This is a genomic window from Peribacillus sp. NPDC058002 (assembly GCF_042886655.1).
GTDB lineage: Bacteria > Bacillota > Bacilli > Bacillales > DSM-1321 > Peribacillus > Peribacillus aracenensis.
The window spans coordinates 1-17160 of sequence record NZ_JBHVQU010000085.1 but is presented as its reverse complement, the minus strand read 5'-3'; the positions used below and the strand labels follow the sequence as shown (position 1 = coordinate 17160).

At 42.7% G+C, this 17160-nt stretch carries 19 protein-coding genes and 1 riboswitch; of the genes, 17 read left to right on the top strand and 2 right to left on the bottom strand.

Annotation, left to right across the window (positions count from 1 at the left end; all coding sequences use genetic code 11):
* The first annotated feature begins 153 nt into the window (after positions 1 to 153).
* Positions 154 to 235, top strand: a riboswitch (cyclic di-GMP riboswitch).
* 18 nt (positions 236 to 253) lie between these two features.
* The 4 genes from ACFVSH_RS15355 to ACFVSH_RS15340 all read left to right on the top strand — a co-directional run bounded on the left by ACFVSH_RS15355 (position 254) and on the right by ACFVSH_RS15340 (position 2430).
* Positions 254 to 388: an anti-repressor SinI family protein gene (locus tag ACFVSH_RS15355; protein WP_260284785.1), complete on the top strand. Its 135-nt coding sequence runs from the start codon at positions 254 to 256 to the stop codon at positions 386 to 388.
* 805 nt (positions 389 to 1193) lie between these two features.
* Complete coding sequence (locus ACFVSH_RS15350) at positions 1194 to 1376, top strand: YwzD family small protein (RefSeq protein ID WP_387706703.1); 183 nt, start codon at positions 1194 to 1196, stop codon at positions 1374 to 1376.
* Positions 1373 to 1861 carry a VanZ family protein gene (locus ACFVSH_RS15345; protein ID WP_387706701.1) on the top strand — a complete coding sequence of 163 codons (489 nt, stop codon included), beginning with the start codon at positions 1373 to 1375 and terminating at the stop codon, positions 1859 to 1861. Before ACFVSH_RS15350 ends, ACFVSH_RS15345 begins: the two co-directional genes overlap by 4 nt.
* A gap of 113 nt (positions 1862 to 1974) precedes the next feature.
* A complete protein-coding gene (locus ACFVSH_RS15340) occupies positions 1975 to 2430 on the top strand; it encodes a hypothetical protein (protein WP_387598176.1) in 456 nt (151 codons plus the stop codon).
* 462 nt (positions 2431 to 2892) lie between these two features.
* Here ACFVSH_RS15340 and tagU read toward each other — a convergent pair whose 3' ends face one another.
* Positions 2893 to 3822 (bottom strand): polyisoprenyl-teichoic acid--peptidoglycan teichoic acid transferase TagU, encoded by a 930-nt coding sequence (tagU, locus tag ACFVSH_RS15335; RefSeq protein ID WP_387706699.1) that lies wholly within the window; start codon positions 3820 to 3822, stop codon positions 2893 to 2895.
* A gap of 1078 nt (positions 3823 to 4900) precedes the next feature.
* On the opposite strand from tagU, the gene ACFVSH_RS15330 reads away from it, so the two are divergent.
* Both ACFVSH_RS15330 and ACFVSH_RS15325 read left to right on the top strand, forming a co-directional pair.
* The gene (locus tag ACFVSH_RS15330) at positions 4901 to 5104 is read left to right on the top strand and encodes a hypothetical protein (RefSeq protein WP_387598170.1); all 204 of its coding nucleotides are present in this window, start codon (positions 4901 to 4903) and stop codon (positions 5102 to 5104) included.
* Positions 5105 to 5222: 118 nt separating this feature from the next.
* On the top strand, positions 5223 to 5531 hold the full coding sequence (locus ACFVSH_RS15325; protein WP_387598167.1) for a hypothetical protein: 309 nt from the start codon (positions 5223 to 5225) through the stop codon (positions 5529 to 5531).
* A 526-nt stretch (positions 5532 to 6057) separates the two neighbouring features.
* On the opposite strand, the gene ACFVSH_RS15320 is transcribed toward ACFVSH_RS15325, so the two are convergent.
* A complete protein-coding gene (locus tag ACFVSH_RS15320) occupies positions 6058 to 7329 on the bottom strand; it encodes a replication-associated recombination protein A (RefSeq protein WP_387598165.1) in 1272 nt (423 codons plus the stop codon).
* A gap of 601 nt (positions 7330 to 7930) precedes the next feature.
* On the opposite strand from ACFVSH_RS15320, the gene cymR reads away from it, so the two are divergent.
* The 11 genes from cymR to ACFVSH_RS15265 all read left to right on the top strand — a co-directional run.
* On the top strand, positions 7931 to 8350 hold the full coding sequence (gene cymR, locus ACFVSH_RS15315; protein WP_034308657.1) for a cysteine metabolism transcriptional regulator CymR: 420 nt from the start codon (positions 7931 to 7933) through the stop codon (positions 8348 to 8350).
* 60 nt (positions 8351 to 8410) lie between these two features.
* The gene (locus ACFVSH_RS15310; RefSeq protein WP_387706697.1) at positions 8411 to 9556 is read left to right on the top strand and encodes a cysteine desulfurase family protein; all 1146 of its coding nucleotides are present in this window, start codon (positions 8411 to 8413) and stop codon (positions 9554 to 9556) included.
* Positions 9557 to 9585: 29 nt separating this feature from the next.
* Positions 9586 to 10701 (top strand): tRNA 2-thiouridine(34) synthase MnmA, encoded by a 1116-nt coding sequence (mnmA, locus tag ACFVSH_RS15305; protein WP_387706695.1) that lies wholly within the window; start codon positions 9586 to 9588, stop codon positions 10699 to 10701.
* 122 nt (positions 10702 to 10823) lie between these two features.
* Positions 10824 to 11489 carry a tetratricopeptide repeat protein gene (locus tag ACFVSH_RS15300; protein WP_387706693.1) on the top strand — a complete coding sequence of 222 codons (666 nt, stop codon included), beginning with the start codon at positions 10824 to 10826 and terminating at the stop codon, positions 11487 to 11489.
* A gap of 36 nt (positions 11490 to 11525) precedes the next feature.
* Positions 11526 to 13931, top strand: a complete 2406-nt coding sequence (recD2, locus tag ACFVSH_RS15295; protein ID WP_387706691.1) for an SF1B family DNA helicase RecD2 — start codon at positions 11526 to 11528, stop codon at positions 13929 to 13931.
* Positions 13932 to 14021: 90 nt separating this feature from the next.
* On the top strand, positions 14022 to 14588 hold the full coding sequence (locus ACFVSH_RS15290) for a LemA family protein (RefSeq protein WP_141992124.1): 567 nt from the start codon (positions 14022 to 14024) through the stop codon (positions 14586 to 14588).
* On the top strand, positions 14588 to 15358 hold the full coding sequence (locus tag ACFVSH_RS15285; RefSeq protein WP_260284769.1) for a TPM domain-containing protein: 771 nt from the start codon (positions 14588 to 14590) through the stop codon (positions 15356 to 15358). The genes ACFVSH_RS15290 and ACFVSH_RS15285 overlap by 1 nt, the downstream gene beginning before the upstream one ends.
* A complete protein-coding gene (locus tag ACFVSH_RS15280) occupies positions 15330 to 15662 on the top strand; it encodes a hypothetical protein (protein ID WP_387706689.1) in 333 nt (110 codons plus the stop codon). Before ACFVSH_RS15285 ends, ACFVSH_RS15280 begins: the two co-directional genes overlap by 29 nt.
* Before the next feature lie 28 nt (positions 15663 to 15690).
* Positions 15691 to 16149 carry a PRC-barrel domain-containing protein gene (locus ACFVSH_RS15275; protein ID WP_387598150.1) on the top strand — a complete coding sequence of 153 codons (459 nt, stop codon included), beginning with the start codon at positions 15691 to 15693 and terminating at the stop codon, positions 16147 to 16149.
* Positions 16139 to 16354 (top strand): hypothetical protein, encoded by a 216-nt coding sequence (locus tag ACFVSH_RS15270; RefSeq protein WP_063233024.1) that lies wholly within the window; start codon positions 16139 to 16141, stop codon positions 16352 to 16354. The genes ACFVSH_RS15275 and ACFVSH_RS15270 overlap by 11 nt, the downstream gene beginning before the upstream one ends.
* Positions 16355 to 16583: 229 nt before the next feature.
* The coding region (locus ACFVSH_RS15265) for an AI-2E family transporter (RefSeq protein WP_387706687.1) at positions 16584 to 17160 on the top strand (577 nt) is incomplete at its 3' end.

Here is a 17160-nt window from a genome sequence, read left to right as displayed (position 1 = left end):
TATTTTAATTAACCGTCAGATTCTTAAGTATAATTAAAGTGAATGTAGTAATAAAGACTTAGCGGAAAATGTCATAGGGTATTCGACTTCGTAAAAGATAGAATCGTATATTTTGTGCCATAATACTAAATGGAAAACCATAATGTTAAATATTCTTGAGAAAGGCAAACCTATTGAAAAATAGGGACGCAAAATTACAGGTCTAAGGCTTTGCTAAGACAGCTGTGTTACCACAAGTTGGGTGGGATTTGTCATGGAAGCAAACAATGAATTTGAAGAATGGGTTTCTTTAATGCTAGAGGCGAAAAATTCAGGCTTGTCCATTGAAGATGTGAAGGATTTTATCGTAGAAAATGGATCAAGAGAAAAACATTATATCATTTGGTAAGCAATATGTACTTTAGAGGAGGCTGTTATACAGTCTTCTTTTTTTGTTTTCATTAAAGGAAATTTCCGTAAAGGTATCTAGAATAAAGAGTATGGGAACAATAATAAAAATAAAACCTAATAGAGAGGTATTTTTATTATGGATGGACTTAATGCTTTTATGAAGGGATTAATATGGGGAACTTTATTCAGTGTACCGTTATGGCTGTCATTCTTAGGTTGGATAAAAATAATCATGAATTTTATTAAGTAAGTGCTTAATTAAAATGATGCCAAGGCAGGATTTTGTTATCATAGAATTTAGTTATTGTACATAATTCGTTAGTCGCAACCTTCTGCAAATTTAAGAAATATAACCTATAAAAAATAGTTAATAATACTTAAATGTATTTGATAATGTGCCGATACTACACTATAGAGATTAAGCCGAGGACTTCGCAAAAGAAGATGCCAGATAGCTGCCATCAGAGTAAAAGGAGATTATTTGATGACAAAAAACAAATTCATTACGTTCGAGGAAGTATATGAAAAGAAACAGAGAAGTAAGAGAATTTTTATTGGGACTTATATTACTATTATTTTAGTTTTGATTTCAGTAATGACTTATTTTATGGGGCAATCATAATTTTGGGTATCGAAGGGGCTGAGGAATCGGTCCTTTTTTGTTTTTTTATCTGTACATATTGGCTAGTGGTATTCATTCCTACTGAATATTTTAGAAAATGTTAATTTTCTGTGATTTTTCTGTATTATAGTAGATTCAGCTTGCCATTCTCTACTATAATAAAAGAGCTATATTCCTTCTTTTGAAAAAAAGATTGGGGACAACTTATGAAATGGTGGAGTGGAAATTTGAAATGGATTTTTTTGATATTTTAAAAGACACTTTTGCAAAAGGTGAGTCTGGACAAGATGTTACTGTGAATGAAATGGTGGAGGAGATTAAGGAGAAATTAAGTGGGATCATTGAGGAACCTGAAAGAATATGATCCATAAATACCTCTTCCCCATTTTGCTCGTTTTATGGGCGATGGTCATCTTCTTTTTTTCCTCGCAGACATATGAGGAGCAAAGCATCACCCCTTTTTTAGCGCAGTTCAATACGCCATATTGGTATGATAAGCTAAGTGGCATCTCATTTATGTATGGAGGGGTTGAGGTGAGTGCCCAAATAGCTGGAGTAAATGGCTTTCTGGAGTTTTTCCTTCGGAAGGGTGCCCATCTTTTTATCTTTTTTGTGTTTGGATTATTGACGTATCGTGTTTGGGGCCATTTTGTTAAGAATCCTGTTCTTTCGTTTTCAGGCGCTCTTATAAGTGTCCTTTTTTATGCGGGTGCGGACGAACTTCATCAAAAACTAACCGGTGGCCGAACTCCCTTGTGGCAGGATATCATGCTGGACACGTTTGGCGGTTTGCTAGGAATCTTCTGTTTTCTTTTCTTGTATCGATGGAGAATGCGTCATCGAATCTGAAGAACTCAGTTCTAATAATTTTAATTAAGGAGCATGTCTTACAACATGCTTCTTTTTTATGGTTTTCATTTATATATATAAATGAAAGATAACCTGTGAGGGTGATGAGGGTGATGAGACAAAGTAAGATTTCAATAGGAGTATTGACGGCTACTCTCGTGGTTTTAATTGCAGGAGTGTGTATCATTTTTCTTTTTCCGAGCGGATCAAAAAGCGTGGTTGAAGATTTTTATGAGTATGAAAGTGAAGCGGAGTTCGGGAAGTCCTGGGACTTGTTAAGTTCTGAAATGAAGCATCGGTTTCCGAATCGGGCAGATTATGTGCAAAATCGGTCTCATGTATTTTTACAGCATATGGATGTGGAGTCCTTTCAGTATGATGTAGGCCGTTCTAAGAAAGTGAAGAACTGGAAGTTGGATAAGAGTGGAAGGCTGCATAAAACGGCCTATGAAGTTCCAGTTACACAGGTCTTCAATTCTCGCTATGGAATGTTTACTTTGGAACAAAATTGCTATGTCGTCAAAGAAAAAGGCGAATGGCGTTTGTTATGGGATTATCAGTTTGAATAGATTCCTCTCCTTTTTCAGGCTCAAGTTCGTTTTATTGAAAAGGGAGAGGCAATGCTCTCATGAAATGCCGATTGGATTTACTTCTCATGAAACATATTTCATTCTTGAACGATCACTGATGGCTTTCAGAATGAACATTTTGTCCTGTGTGCTTAGCATAGCCCAGCTGCCTGCTTTGATTTTCATTTAAATACACTCCTTTTGTTTTTTGTTTATTTATGATAGTTGATGAAAGTTGGTTGTGGAATTCCAGGTCCAAAGAATAATTGTGTCTAGTGATGAAAGGGGCAAGGGGAGATGGAATATTCAGCTCATATTAGATTATACCGTCTTTTAATGCCTAATAAACAACAAAAATTCCAACAAATCTCTACAATTGGTGTTCGTTTTTTGTCAGAATATTGGACGGGGAAAATGAAAAAGCTGTCAGGATGCGGGTCCGGACAGCTCTTTCATTTTTTCTTATTTAATGGATAATTGTTCTTTTAATTCGGATTGAACCTTTTCTTTTTCTTCATCCGACACAATATAATAGTAGATTCCGTCGATTTTCGTTCCGTTGCCGTTTATGGATGATTGGGTAATGCTTTTGCTTGCATCCCTGTAGTTCTTTTGGATGTCCATCATGTCATCAAACGTCAAATTAGTCTGGATATTATTACCGAGTGCATCGAAGACTTCATCGTATTTCGTCAGGGAGGAAAGGGTTGCGCCTTCCTTGATGACCGCTTCGATGATGGCACGTTGTCTGGATTGTCGGCCAAAATCACCACTTGGATCATCATGTCTCATTCTTGAATAGGCAAGAGCTTCTTTCCCGTTAAGGTTCTGCGTTCCTTTTGCAAAATGAATGCCATCGGAGGTGAAGTCCAAATCGTTCTGAACGGTCACGCCGCCGACTGCGTCAACGATATCCTTGAAGCCTTCCATATTGATCTTCATATAATAGTCGATTGGGATATCAAGGAAGTTTTCAACGGTATCCATGGACATTTTCGCGCCGCCGAAGGCAAATGCATGGTTGATTTTATCCTGTGTACCATGACCGACGATCTCGGTCCGTGTATCACGCGGAATGCTTAGCATTTTGACCGATTTCTTTTGTGGATTGACTGTCAAGACGATCATTGTATCTGAACGGCCTTTGTCGCCATCACGTTCATCGACACCAAGCATGAGCATAGAGAATGGCTCCTGATCTGATAGTGCAAGGTCTTTCGTTCGCTTATCAGTGGTACGATCTATTGGTGTATGCATCGTGTCAACGGTTTTTGTCAGATGATTCCATACGGAGTAGGCAAAAGCTCCCCCAGCTAAGACGAATAGTAGGACAATTATCCCGACTACCTTCAGCCATGTCCGTTTCTTTTTCTTCTTTTTTTCATGTCTCATATTTTACTTCCTTCCTCATTTTGTAACCACTTCATCTATTATATTTAATTTCATAATAAAAGAATAGTATAATTTACTATTTTATAATACCTTTACCATATTTTGGTGTGTTGTTTACTAGTGATTAGAACAAATCTGAGGGGGTAGGAATTTAGATTCATTAAAAGTTTAATGCAGTGACCGATTGAGAAATCTACATTTTTTTCGTTGCATGTTGTGTAATTTGGCCTAGTGTTTATTTTTTGTTTACATTCAGATATTTAGAGATGGCAAGTCTTTTTATAATTTGGATCTTACAGCCATTTATTATATTCTCTTTGATTTGTTTAGATTATGAAGGGAAGATTGTGGATTTACAATTTCCAGGAAGCAGCAATGTTGTTTGGACGTAAAATATTGTGACGGCGGTAGGTTGTAATTACTATGTTAATGATGTTTTTATGGGGAGTGTTTCATGAACTCGAAAGGATTCAGCGGCTTTTTGTGTCACTGTAGTGATGATATTTGGGCTGTACCGGATTTTAGTGGTTCGTCGATGTAGCTTGTCTAAAGCCAAGTTGAGGAAATCGGGGGAAGCCTGTATTAGTGCTGGCGCACCGGTCGTATGATCGGACGAACCATTCTCAGGGTTGGGCGCTATGGTCCGGGAGGCGATTGTACGAAGCTTGCTGTCTTACACGATTTTGTTAGGCAAATGGTTATCATGAGAACATCCTTGATGAAGACATTCTGATTAAGGATGGCGAGATCATCGCAAAGGGAAATGTAGAGGGCCTTCTTCACGAAAGTAGCGGGAAATCGGTGTTCGGTTGGCTTAAGGGACATTCATAGCTAATATGAAGGAAAAATAATAATGTGGCTTCGGAAAAGATTCCGAGGTTATTTTTTTGTTTGCAAGGAGAGAAGTTTTTCAATCTAATGAATTTGACCAGTTAAAATGGACTTTCTGAATTTTGCAAAACGGATGGAGTGTTACTTTAAAATGGGTGATTAGGAAAGTCCCTATTAGAAAGAAGGCGCATATATATGCAGTACGGATATCCCTAAAGAATAATGAATATTGGAGGCTAAAGAATAAATGGAATATTTAACGGAAAGTTCAGCATACGAAAGTGAATCAACGGAAAGCTCTTCATACGAGAGTGAATCAGCGGAAAGCTCTTCGTACGAGAGTGAATCAACGGAAAGCTCTTCGTATGAGGGTGAATCAACGGAGAGATCAGCGGATGAGGATGAATCAACGGAGAGATCAGCGGACGAGGATGAATCGACGGAAAGCTAATCGGATTTAATAAATATTTAAATTAGAAGATTACTTTAAAGTGGGTAATAAGCCAAGTTCCTATTAGATATGAATATGGATATCCCTGAGGATAAAATATATTGGAGGCTAAGAATAAATGGAATATTCAATGGAAAGTTCAGCGTACGAAAGTGAATCAACGGAAAGCTCATCATACGAGAGCGAATCAACGGAGAGTTCATCGAACGAGAGTGAATCAACGGAAAGCTCATCAGATGAAAGCAGTTCAACGGAAAGTTCATCAGATGAAGGGAATTCAAATGAAATCCTTCCTGAGGCCGCAGAGGAAATTGAAAATTCAACAGAGGAAGAGGAGGATAGCCGTCCTCGCCGTGTGAATGTATTTAAGAAAATGTGGCTGGAAAATATGATTAAAGCTTCGAAGGGTATTTATAAAGAAGATTGACTACACAGGTACAGCAACTAGAAGTTGTTGTGCCTTCTTATGGAAAGGGACATGCCGTTAGCAGCGGTAATTGACATATCGTGCTGATGAAACCTTAACAGATTGCGAACTAATTTCCGGGAAGGATTGGCGAAGCTAGGCGATTCAAAGGGAATTTAGCCTAAGAGTTAAAGGTCTGGCCGGAGCGTTTGGCTGACAGTTGTACATACTGCTTGTGGATGATTTGGACACAATGGCTTACTGTTTGGATATAGGTTGTTTTTTATGGCCTCCAAATTTATTGGTCAATCTATCTGGAATTCTCCGGAATTATTCATCTAGTCGGGATTTTAATAGAAGGAAGTTTCGAAATGATGTTCGAAAAGGAGAAATCTTGACTGTGCCGAAATCGAATGTAGCTGTACACTTTTCAGCGAAAGTTGGCATCATTGATGGTGAATGTTCAAGGGGAGGAGGCTTTTGTCAAAAGGCATGTTAAAAGTTTTCATTTTTCACAAAAAAACTCCAGATCTGAAGTGATCCGGAGTTATTTTTTCTTCTCGATATTTTCGTAGACCGAGGCAAGGGCTTGTTCAAATTTTCCGCTCTTTTTCGGTTTGTAATATTTTTTGCTGCGCAGTTTGTCCGGTAAGTATTGTTGCTTCACCCAGCCATTCTCGTAGTTATGGGGATAAAGGTAGTCGATGCCTCGTCCGAGATCTGTGGCCCCTTTGTAATGGGCATCCTTAAGATGATTTGGTACATCTCCACTATGGCCGCTGCGTATGTCGGAAAGCGCTGCATCAATTGCGACAATGGCCGTGTTTGATTTAGGTGATAGGCATAACTCGATCACTGAGTTGGCAAGTGGAATCCGGGCTTCGGGAAAACCGAGTCGTTCAGCGGCTTCGACTGCAGCGAGGGCCCTGGGACCAGCCTGCGGATTGGCAAGAGCTATGTCCTCGTAAGCGATGACTACCAAGCGGCGGGCGATGCTGACAAGATCACCGGCTTCGACCAAGCGCCCCAAATAATGAAGGGCTGCATTCACATCACTGCCGCGAATTGATTTTTGGAAAGCCGACAGTACATCATAATGGGCATCTCCATCCTTGTCATGTGAGAAGCTTTTTTTCTGCATGCATTCCTCGGCAATTTGCAGATCTATATGAATGGTTCCGGATTCATCGGGTTCGGTGGAAATGACGGCGAGCTCAAGAGCGTTAAGTGCACTGCGGACATCTCCGTTCGAAGCGGTCGCGAAATGGGTAAGGGCATCAAGGCTGACATCGGTTTTATACGCACCAAGCCCCCGCTCTTCATCATGAAGTGCCCGTTCCAGGGCTTTGGTTATATCATTGGTATCCAATGATTTGAGCTCGAAAATCTGGCACCGGCTTCTGATGGCCGGATTGATGGCATGATAGGGATTGCTGGTTGTTGCACCGATCAAGGTGATCATCCCGTTTTCGAGATAAGGCAATAGGAAGTCCTGTTTCGCCTTATCGAGTCGATGAACCTCATCGAGCAGCAGAATCACTTTTCCGGACATCTTAGCCTCCGCTGCGACGATTTCCATATCCTTTTTATTATTGGTCACCGCGTTCAGCGTCCGGAAAGCAAACTTCGTGCTTCCGGCAATCGCACTTGCAATCGATGTCTTGCCAATTCCCGGCGGACCATACAGGATCATGGATGAAAGCTGTTTGGCTTTCACCATCCTCGCGATAATTTTTCCTTCACCGACCAGATGCTCCTGACCGATGATCTCATCAATCGACCGAGGCCGCATCCGGAAAGCAAGCGGTTTTATATTCATTGCGCACCTCTCCTTTTTATATAAGGTATCACAACTGATGGGGGAAATGCTCTGATTATGCTGTAAAAGAAGGCGAATTCGATTATGGCAGTTCCTTTGGGGATTTAATTTGTGCTGTAAGGTGATAAATCGAGACCTATCCTTCTATGAGGGAATTTAATAGATAAACTCTGCCTTTAGTCTGGCCGGTATGGGCTGGTTTGTAATGGTAGGTTTAAAAAGGTATAGAAAGTCATGAAGTGCTGAAATGTGAGCAACAAGGGAAATGTCCAAATAGGTACGGAAAATCCGCTTTCTTGATTGCCGCTCCAGGGAAAATGCAGAATACTTCGGTTCGGAGGCGGTAATCGGAATTCTATCATTCTCTAGCGGCTTAGGGATATAAGGAATGTGACCAACGGCAATAAATTCGATAATCGTTTTCGTTATATTTGTTATTTAATTCAATTTTTGAAAGCATTCCATTCTTTTCTTTCATTTATCCTACCTCTCCAATTAGGATAATTTGACAAATGGAGGGCGGGTGAATGCATTTCCGGCGGGAATATGCTATAATTTCAAAAGAATTTAGAAACGGATAAATAATTTGAGGTGTATATGTATGAAGATATCTACTAAAGGCCGTTATGGTTTGACGATCATGATCGAGCTTGCTAAACATTATGGAGAAGGACCGAAGAGTTTGAAATCGATTGCCCAGACGCATAATCTTTCGGAGCATTATTTAGAGCAATTGATTGCACCGCTTCGTAATGCGGGGTTGGTGAAGAGTGTCCGCGGTGCGTATGGCGGGTATGTCCTGTCCAAAGATCCTCAGGAGATTACTTCGGGTGATGTCATTCGTGTATTGGAAGGGCCGATTACCCCTGTTGAAGGAATTGAGGATGAGGAGCCGGTTAAGCGCCAGCTTTGGATCAGGATCCGCGATGCAGTGAAGGATGTATTGGATAATACGACGCTTATGGATTTGGCGAGCTACAAGGATACGGGTGAAATCGATTCTTATATGTACTATATTTAATTGATTAGCAATGCGCCTATTATGTAGGCGCTTGCGTTTTTTAATGGAGGCGACAAAAAAGTGGACAGAATATACTTAGATCATGCTGCGACTTCACCGATGCATCCGAAGGTGATCGATAGGATGATGACAGTCATGAGCCATGACTTCGGAAATCCATCGAGCATTCATGCTTTCGGGCGGGAGGCGCGCCATGTTTTGGATGAGGCACGTTCGAGTGTTGCGGCTAGCATCGGTGCGGGGCGGAATGAAATCATTTTCACGAGCGGTGGAACCGAGGCTGATAATACGGCGATCATAGGTGTTGCGAATGCCTATAAAGAAAAAGGGAAGCACATCATTACGACGGAGATCGAGCATCATGCGGTTTTGCATACATGCCAATACCTTGAGAAGTCTGGCTTTGAGGTCACGTATTTACCTGTGAATGAAGCGGGGCTTATTTCAATTGCCGATTTAAGGGCGGCATTGCGGGACGACACGATTTTGGTTTCGGTCATGTTCGGCAATAATGAGGTTGGAACGATCCAGCCGATTGCTGAAATCGGACAGCTGCTTAAGTGGCATCAAGCCATTTTCCATACGGATGCGGTTCAGGCATATGGTTTGATCTCTATCGACGTTCGCGAGTTGGGTGTGGATTTGCTGAGTGTATCCGCGCATAAAATCAACGGTCCCAAAGGAATCGGTTTTCTTTATATGCGTGAAGGCTTGAAGCTGAATCCGCAATTATATGGCGGTGAACAAGAACGCAAGCGCCGTGCTGGTACGGAAAGTGTGCCGGCAATTGCCGGTTTTTCAGAAGCTGTTTCAATTGCACAAAGCATGATGGAAAAGAAAAAGGAGCAATACAAGCGATTTAAAGACGTATTGCTTGCCGTCTTTGCTGAGGCGGATGTACAATATGAAATTAACGGATCTATGGAACAGTCGCTGCCGCATTTGCTGAATGTCAGTTTTCCGGGTACGAATGTGGAATCGATGCTCGTCAATATGGACTTGGCAGGTGTTGCTGTATCGAGCGGATCCGCTTGTACTGCTGGGTCAATCGATCCGTCGCATGTGCTTGTGGCGATGTTCGGGAAGGATTCGGAGCGGACGAAGAATTCGATTCGTTTCAGCTTCGGTCTGAACAATACGGAAGAGGAAGTAAGGCAGGCGGCTGAAACCACCGTGAAAATCGTTAATAGATTAGTGGGAAGATAATTCCCGCTTTAAATAAATGAGGTGACAGAATGAGAAAAGCACCACAGGACACCCGCGTCGTCGTGGGTATGTCAGGAGGCGTGGATTCTTCTGTGTCAGCCCTGCTATTGAAGAATCAAGGCTATGATGTGGTCGGGATTTTCATGAAGAACTGGGATGATACAGATGAAAACGGAGTTTGTACGGCAACGGAAGATTACAATGATGTAATTGCCGTTTGTAATCAAATCGGCATCCCTTATTATGCGGTCAATTTCGAAAAGCAGTATTGGGATAAAGTTTTCACTTATTTCTTGGATGAGTATAAAGCGGGCCGTACCCCGAATCCGGATGTAATGTGCAATAAGGAAATCAAGTTCAAGGCCTTCCTTGAACATGCCGTAAGCCTTGGTGCCGATTATGTGGCTACAGGTCATTACGCACAGGTTGAATACCGGGATGGCGAATACAAAATGCTTCGCGGTGTTGATAATAATAAAGATCAAACGTACTTCTTGAACCAGCTTACTCAAGAACAGCTGGAAAAAGTCATGTTCCCGCTTGGGCACATTGATAAGAAGGAAGTCCGTGAAATTGCGAAGGAAGCAGGCCTTGCCACGGCAACGAAAAAAGATTCCACCGGGATCTGTTTTATCGGTGAACGCAATTTCAAAGAGTTTTTAAGCAATTACCTCCCAGCTCAGCCCGGTGATATGGTCACGATGGATGGCAAGGTGATGGGCAAGCATGATGGTTTGATGTATTACACCATCGGTCAGCGCCACGGTCTGGGGATTGGCGGCAGCGGCGAACCTTGGTTTGTTGCGGGAAAAGACTTGAAGCGCAATGTTTTATATGTGTGTCAAGGATTTGATAATGATGTGCTGTATTCGAATTCCCTTCGTGCAGTGAATGTCAGCTGGGTAGCGGAACATATACCGGCTGGTGAATTTACATGTACGGCAAAGTTCAGGTACCGTCAAGTGGATAGCGGGGTTAAGGTGAAGGTATTGGAAAATGGTGATGTCGAAGTCATCTTTGACGAGCCAGTCCGCGCGATCACACCTGGACAAGCAGTCGTATTCTATGATGGTGAAGTGTGCCTTGGCGGCGGTACGATTGATGAAGTATTTAAAAAAGGTGAAAAACTGACTTACGTAGGGTAAAATAAGCATGTCCCCAGCTGTGTTTGCGGTTGGGGACTTCTTTTGGATTGCGGGTGTACCGCCTGAATTCGACCACTGGCTTATGCTATACTTTTTAATATAAAAATGGAGTGTGAATGGATATGGATAAGAATCAACAAGGAATTGAATTTATGCAGCAAGGGAAATACGAAGAAGCGGCGAAAGTTTTTAATGAGGCGATCGAGGAAAATCCGAATGAGCCTGTTGCCTACATAAACTTTGGGAATGTATTGACTGCCGTGGGTGAAACGGATAAAGCGGTCAAGTTTTACAAAAAGGCGATTGAGCTGGATGAAAATGCAGCAGCGGCTTACTATTCATTAGGGAACTTATATTATGAATCAGATTCTAAACTGGTCGAAGCGAAGGATATGTTTGAAAAGGCAATCCGTTTGGGACTGGATAACAGCGATGCCTACTTCATGCTTGGATTGACCTTGATGGCGTTAGATCAACCGAAATTGGCAATGCCTTATTTACAGAGGACGGTGGAGCTGAGCCCTGAGGACGTTGATGCGAGATTCCAATATGCGCTTTGTCTTGCCAATGCGGAATTGTATGATGAATTGATCAATCAACTGAATTTAATTGTGGAACAGGATCCGGGCCATGCGGATGCTTATTATAATTTAGGCGTTGCGTTTGCAGGGTACCGTGAGGATGCGCAAGCGGCGATGGGTTATTTTGATAAGGCTTTGGAAGCACAGCCAGACCATATGCTTGCTGCGCACGGAAAGAAACTGATGGAAGAAATGAATGCTGAGTAAATAAACGGCATATGCATGGAAAGGTGGGGAGAAGCGTTGAGCCAGCAAGATTCGTTGGATTTGTTTTCAGAAGAGAAAATGTTCATGAAAGGAAGTCATTTAGTGACGATCTTTCATAATGAAGAAAACATGTACTCGGTTGTAAGAATTCGCGTGCATGAAACGAATCTGAATTATGAAGAGAAGGAAGCGGTCGTAACAGGGTATTTTCCAAGGATGCATGAGGATGAGATCTATATTTTTTATGGGGCCATGAAGGAACATCCGCGTTTTGGCCTTCAATACCATGTAGAGCATTTTCGCAAGGATCTGCCTCAATCCAAGGAAGGGATCGTCAGCTATTTATCCGGTGACCTTTTCAAGGGCATCGGGAAAAAAACAGCTGAAAGCATTGTTGAGACACTGGGTGAAAAGGCAATTTCAAAAATTCTGGCTCAGCCTTCGCTACTTGATGACATCCCGAAGCTATCCGGGGAAAAAGCAAAGGGGCTCTATGATACATTGGTCGAGCATCAAGGGCTGGAGCAGGTGATGATTGCCCTGAATCAATATGGCTTCGGTCCGCAGCTGTCGATGAAAATATATCAAATGTATAAGCAGGATACGATCACGATGGTTCAGGGAAATCCGTATAAGCTTGTTGAGGATATTGAAGGGATTGGCTTTGGAAGGGCGGATGAGCTTGGGCATCAGCTGGGCATTTCCGGCAGCCATCCCGATCGAATCAAGGCTGCGTGTTTGTATACGCTTGAATCACAATGCCTCCAGGACGGAAATATCTACATAGAAGCCGAGCAGCTATTGGAGGCTGTCAAACGTCTTCTGGAGGAAAATAAACAGGATCGTATTGAGTTCACGAACATTTCCTCGGAAATAATCGAATTGACGCAAGAGGGGAAAATAGTTGTCGAGGATCAACGGATTTATCCGCCTTCGCTATTCTATTCGGAAAAGGGAATCGTGATGAATATCAAGAGGCTGCTTGCTCAAACCGAGTATGAGGACCAGTTCCCGGAATCGGAGTTCTTGCTGGCACTTGGGGAGCTGGAAGAACGGCTGGATGTATCTTATGCACCGGCCCAAAAGGAAGCGATCCAAACAGCCCTGCAATCACCCATGTTAATTTTGACGGGCGGACCTGGTACCGGTAAGACGACAGTCATCAAAGGCATCGTTGAGCTATATGCAGAGCTGCATGGTGTATCCATGGACATTAACGATTATAAAAAAGAAGGAAGCGATCCATTTCCATTCGTACTTGCGGCCCCTACTGGCCGTGCAGCGAAACGAATGGCCGAATCGACCGGGCTCCCCGCTGTTACGATTCACCGTTTGCTGGGGTGGAACGGGAGCGAAGGCTTTTCCCATGATGAGGATAATCAGCTGGATGGCCGTATCGTGATCATCGATGAGGTTTCCATGGTGGATACGTGGCTGGCCCATCAATTGTTTAAAGCTCTGCCGGAAAATGTCCAAGTGATATTGGTTGGTGATGAAGATCAGCTGCCATCTGTTGGACCTGGGCAGGTTTTAAAGGATTTGCTTGCATCGAATTGTGTACCGACTGTCAGTCTGGAACATATTTATCGTCAAGCTGATGGCTCATCGATCATTGAATTGGCCCATGAAATCAAAAAAGGAAGGCTTCCGGATGATGTCACGAAACAGCAAGAAGATCGATCGTTCATTCGCTGCCAAACTGGTCAAATCCCCCAAGTAATCGAGAAGGTGGTTGCCAATGCGAGGACGAAAGGCTTCACGGCCAAGGATATACAGGTGCTGGCTCCCATGTATAGAGGGCCTGCAGGGATTGATGCCCTGAATAAAATGCTTCAGGAAGTGTTCAATAGCAATGCGAATGAGAAGCGGCGGGAAATAAAATTCGGAGATGTGATATACAGAACGGGAGATAAGGTGCTTCAACTGGTGAACCAGCCGGAGGAGGGAGTCTTTAATGGCGATATGGGTGAAATCGTGTCCATCTTGTTCGCTAAAGAAAATACCGATCATGTCGATAAAGTAATCATATCGTTCGAAGGCATCGAAGTCACTTACACGAAACAGGACTTGAACCAGATTACACATGCCTATTGCTGCTCCATCCATAAATCGCAGGGAAGCGAATTCCCCATTGTCATTTTACCTGTAGTGAAAAGTTATTATCGGATGCTCCGCCGTAATTTATTGTATACGGCGATTACCCGCAGTAAAAATTTCTTGATCCTTTGTGGTGAAGAAGATGCATTCCGTTTAGGGATCGAGCGTAATGATGAGATGCGCCGGAAAACGACTTTGCGTGAAAAGCTGCAAGAGATTTTGAGTGAAGGAGAAATTCCGGCGGAAAGGGAAGAGATACATCAACAATCAAGTTATCTTGATATTCTCATGCATGCTGATCCGATGATCGGGATGGAGAATGTCACGCCATATGATTTTATGTAGCTGGTTCTATTTGATGAATTTTGTTTAAAATTCATAGTTTTGGTGGAACTATAGAATATAACTTTTTTGTGAAAGAGTAGGGGGGATTGGATGAAAAAAGGTTGGATAATAGGAATAGTCGTTGTCGTTTTACTGGTCATTTTTGGTGCATCTTCGTACAACGGCCTTGTAAGTGCCAGTGAAGACGTCGACAATAAATGGTCACAGGTGGATAACCAATTAAAACGGAGAGCGGATTTGATTCCGAATCTTGTGGAAACGGTGAAGGGTTATGCTTCGCATGAAACGGAAGCCATTAAAGCGGTGAGCGATGCACGCTCGAAGCTGGCGGGTGCCAATTCGACTGAAGATGCGATTGCAGCCGACCAACAATTAAGCGGGGCCTTGAGCCGGCTTTTGGTGGTTGTCGAGAACTATCCGGATTTAAAGGCCAATGAGAACTTCAAGGGTCTCATGGATAGTTTGGAAGGAACGGAAAATCGGCTGACTGTTGCCCGAAAAGACTATAATGATGAAGTTACCAACTATAATAAAATGATTAAACGCTTTCCGAAGAATGTGATGGCAGGGGCGTTCGGGTTCGATGCCAAACCATATTTTGAAGTGACCGATCAAGAAAAAGAAACGCCAAAGGTTGATTTCGGGAGCGATAAATAATGAAAAAACTCGCTGTGTTTGCGCTATTCTTCATACTCACGTTCAGTTTAGCAAACGTGGCCGCAGCACAACCTAACATTCCTGAACCAATTGGGGATATTTATGTTCAGGACTTTGCCGGAGTCCTGAGTGAACAGGAAAAATCCGAACTCATCGAACTAGGGAAAAGATTGGATGATGCCACAAAAGCACAAATTTCCGTTTTGACGGTTGATTCGATGGAAGGATCCGAGATCGAGGAGTACTCGGTCGAGGCATTGAGATCATTCAAGCTTGGGGATGCCGAGCTGAACAATGGAGTCCTCATTGTGCTGGCCATGGAAGAACAGAAAATCCGTATTGAGGTGGGGTACGGTTTGGAGGGGGCCATTACCGATATAAAATCTGGACAGATTTTGGACGATGTGGCTATCCCTGCGCTGAAAGAGGGTAAATATGATGTGGCCCTGACGGAAACCTATAAGGCCGTTTATAACGATGTCACGAAAGAATACAACCTGGGTGACGAGTTTTATCAAGATCTTTCCGTTCAGCCTGAGTCAGAAAACTTTCAGCCATCAGGTTTACAGATTTTCCTGATTATCATCGTTGTCATCATCGTATTCATCCTCGATGCCAAGTTCTTTAAAGGATTTTTCCTTCAAACGCTAATCAATATCCTTTTGATATTCATCAGTCGCGGAGGCGGGGGCCGTGGAGGCGGAAGCGGCGGTCCACGGGGCGGCGGAGGAGGAAGTTCCGGTGGCGGAGGTTCCAGCAGAGGATGGTAAAGCAGTGGGTCTGACCGGGAAACCGGTCTTTTTTTATGCTCTTTTCGTAAAGATTGTTGTTTTTAAAACGAAACGATTAAAGGTTGATTGGAGCGGAAGTGCGAGACTCCTGCGGGAGCACCGCCCGCCCCGCGGAAAGCGAGCAATGGAGGGGAAATCAACCACACCGCATTACTTGGTGAATAACCAACAAAGTATGCGGAAACAGCCTTTTTTTATGTCTGTTCCCTGTATTTATAATATGGAAGTTGGACCAACAATGGAAAACCTTTCAGCACATCTATTTTCAGCAGGAAAGAGATAATAAAAATGTTCGGAAAGGCGGGATGACCTTGCGGACGTTTTCTTTATTGAAAGGAATGCCGGTTTTTACGATCAAAGGAGAAAGAATCGGCACGGTCCACGATTTATCAATTTCTGAAATGGGACAAGTAACGGGGTTGGTCGTTCATCAACAAGCATTGTTCAAAAGAGCTTTTCATTTGGAACTTGACGGTATTTCTTCATTCGGTCCGGATGGGATCGTGATCAGGCAACAAGATTCTACCTTAAGTAAAGTGCCTGCGGATTCCATTTGCCTATCGAAGGACGAGTTATTGGGACGCATGCTTTTTTCAGAAATGGGTGAAGAACTTGGTTTACTGCAGGATGTATATTTCAAGGAGAAAATGGGCACGATTATAGCGTATGAAACAACGGATGGATTTTTCTCTGAGTCGACAGTGATAGAATCAAAACAGCCGCCTGCATTAGGGAAGGATACCATCATTGTTTCAGTTTATGAACAGTGAGGTGTCCATTTTGGAAATTAAATGTCCGAATTGCCGCAGTAAAGATGTCGGGAAGATTGGTGTAAATCAATATTATTGTTGGAATTGCTTTATTGAAATGACCCTATCCGAAGGGCTTATTAATACGCATCAGGTCGAGGAAGATGGAAGTTTAAGCTCATTGGACGATTTGTTTGAGGAAAATGACCGCCGCTTCAGTATGTAATTAACGGAAGAGGTGTTTGCAAATGGCTAGACGTTCACGCAATACTCTAATGAATATGGGTTCGGACTTGATGAACTCGAAGATGATCAAACGGAACATGAAGAAAATACGCAAAAGATTAAAATCATTATTATAGCAGGAATGGGTGTCCTGAATTAATGAGGGCACTCTTTTTTATGTATGAAAACCTTCCGCCTTTCGAAGAATAAATAAGCGGGAGGTGTTTATTGTGAGTATTCGTTTAAAATGGTTTTATCGCCTGGGTTTTTTATTGCTCTTATTTTTCGTTATCTATATTTTTATGAAACTCAAACCCATGTGGGGACCTGCCGTTACTGTATGCGTGACGGTACTGCTGCCTTTTTTGATTGGTGCGTTCATCAGTTACTTGCTGCACCCTGTAGTGGAATATTTAAATGAGAAAGGGATGCGCCGCTGGCTTTCGATTACGATCATCTATTTGTTGTTTTTCGGAGGGATCGGCTTTGCTGTTTATAAAGGTATTCCAATGATCGTCAGCCAGGTTCGCGAGCTGTCGGAAAGCGTGCCGGAACTGGTTGAACAGTACCGGGGCAGGATTGATAAGCTCAATCATCAAACGGCGGCCTGGCCGTTCGGAATTCATGAAAGATTCGAAGAGGGTGTCACCCTTTTCGAAGGTTGGCTGAAGGGTATACCTGAAATGGCGATGGAGTATGCAATGAAGATGATTGATTTCATCGTCCTGATTGCTTTGATTCCATTCATTGCTTTTTATATCCTGAAGGATTTCACTGTGTTAAAAAAAATGGCATGGTATATGACCC

Excerpts from the sequence above, each read along its gene's own strand:
- ACFVSH_RS15325 (WP_387598167.1), top strand. The coding sequence starts at position 5,223 with ATGGAATATTCAATGGAAAGTTCAGCGTACGAAAGTGAATCAACGGAA.
- ACFVSH_RS15300 (WP_387706693.1), top strand. The coding sequence starts at position 10,824 with ATGGATAAGAATCAACAAGGAATTGAATTTATGCAGCAAGGGAAATAC.
- ACFVSH_RS15330 (WP_387598170.1), top strand. The coding sequence starts at position 4,901 with ATGGAATATTTAACGGAAAGTTCAGCATACGAAAGTGAATCAACGGAA.
- ACFVSH_RS15355 (WP_260284785.1), top strand. The coding sequence starts at position 254 with ATGGAAGCAAACAATGAATTTGAAGAATGGGTTTCTTTAATGCTAGAG.
- ACFVSH_RS15270 (WP_063233024.1), top strand. The coding sequence starts at position 16,139 with ATGAACAGTGAGGTGTCCATTTTGGAAATTAAATGTCCGAATTGCCGC.
- tagU (WP_387706699.1), bottom strand. The coding sequence starts at position 3,822 with ATGAGACATGAAAAAAAGAAGAAAAAGAAACGGACATGGCTGAAGGTA.
- mnmA (WP_387706695.1), top strand. The coding sequence starts at position 9,586 with ATGAGAAAAGCACCACAGGACACCCGCGTCGTCGTGGGTATGTCAGGA.
- ACFVSH_RS15340 (WP_387598176.1), top strand. The coding sequence starts at position 1,975 with ATGAGACAAAGTAAGATTTCAATAGGAGTATTGACGGCTACTCTCGTG.
- ACFVSH_RS15345 (WP_387706701.1), top strand. The coding sequence starts at position 1,373 with ATGATCCATAAATACCTCTTCCCCATTTTGCTCGTTTTATGGGCGATG.
- ACFVSH_RS15320 (WP_387598165.1), bottom strand. The coding sequence starts at position 7,329 with ATGAATATAAAACCGCTTGCTTTCCGGATGCGGCCTCGGTCGATTGAT.
- ACFVSH_RS15285 (WP_260284769.1), top strand. The coding sequence starts at position 14,588 with ATGAAAAAACTCGCTGTGTTTGCGCTATTCTTCATACTCACGTTCAGT.
- ACFVSH_RS15290 (WP_141992124.1), top strand. The coding sequence starts at position 14,022 with ATGAAAAAAGGTTGGATAATAGGAATAGTCGTTGTCGTTTTACTGGTC.
- cymR (WP_034308657.1), top strand. The coding sequence starts at position 7,931 with ATGAAGATATCTACTAAAGGCCGTTATGGTTTGACGATCATGATCGAG.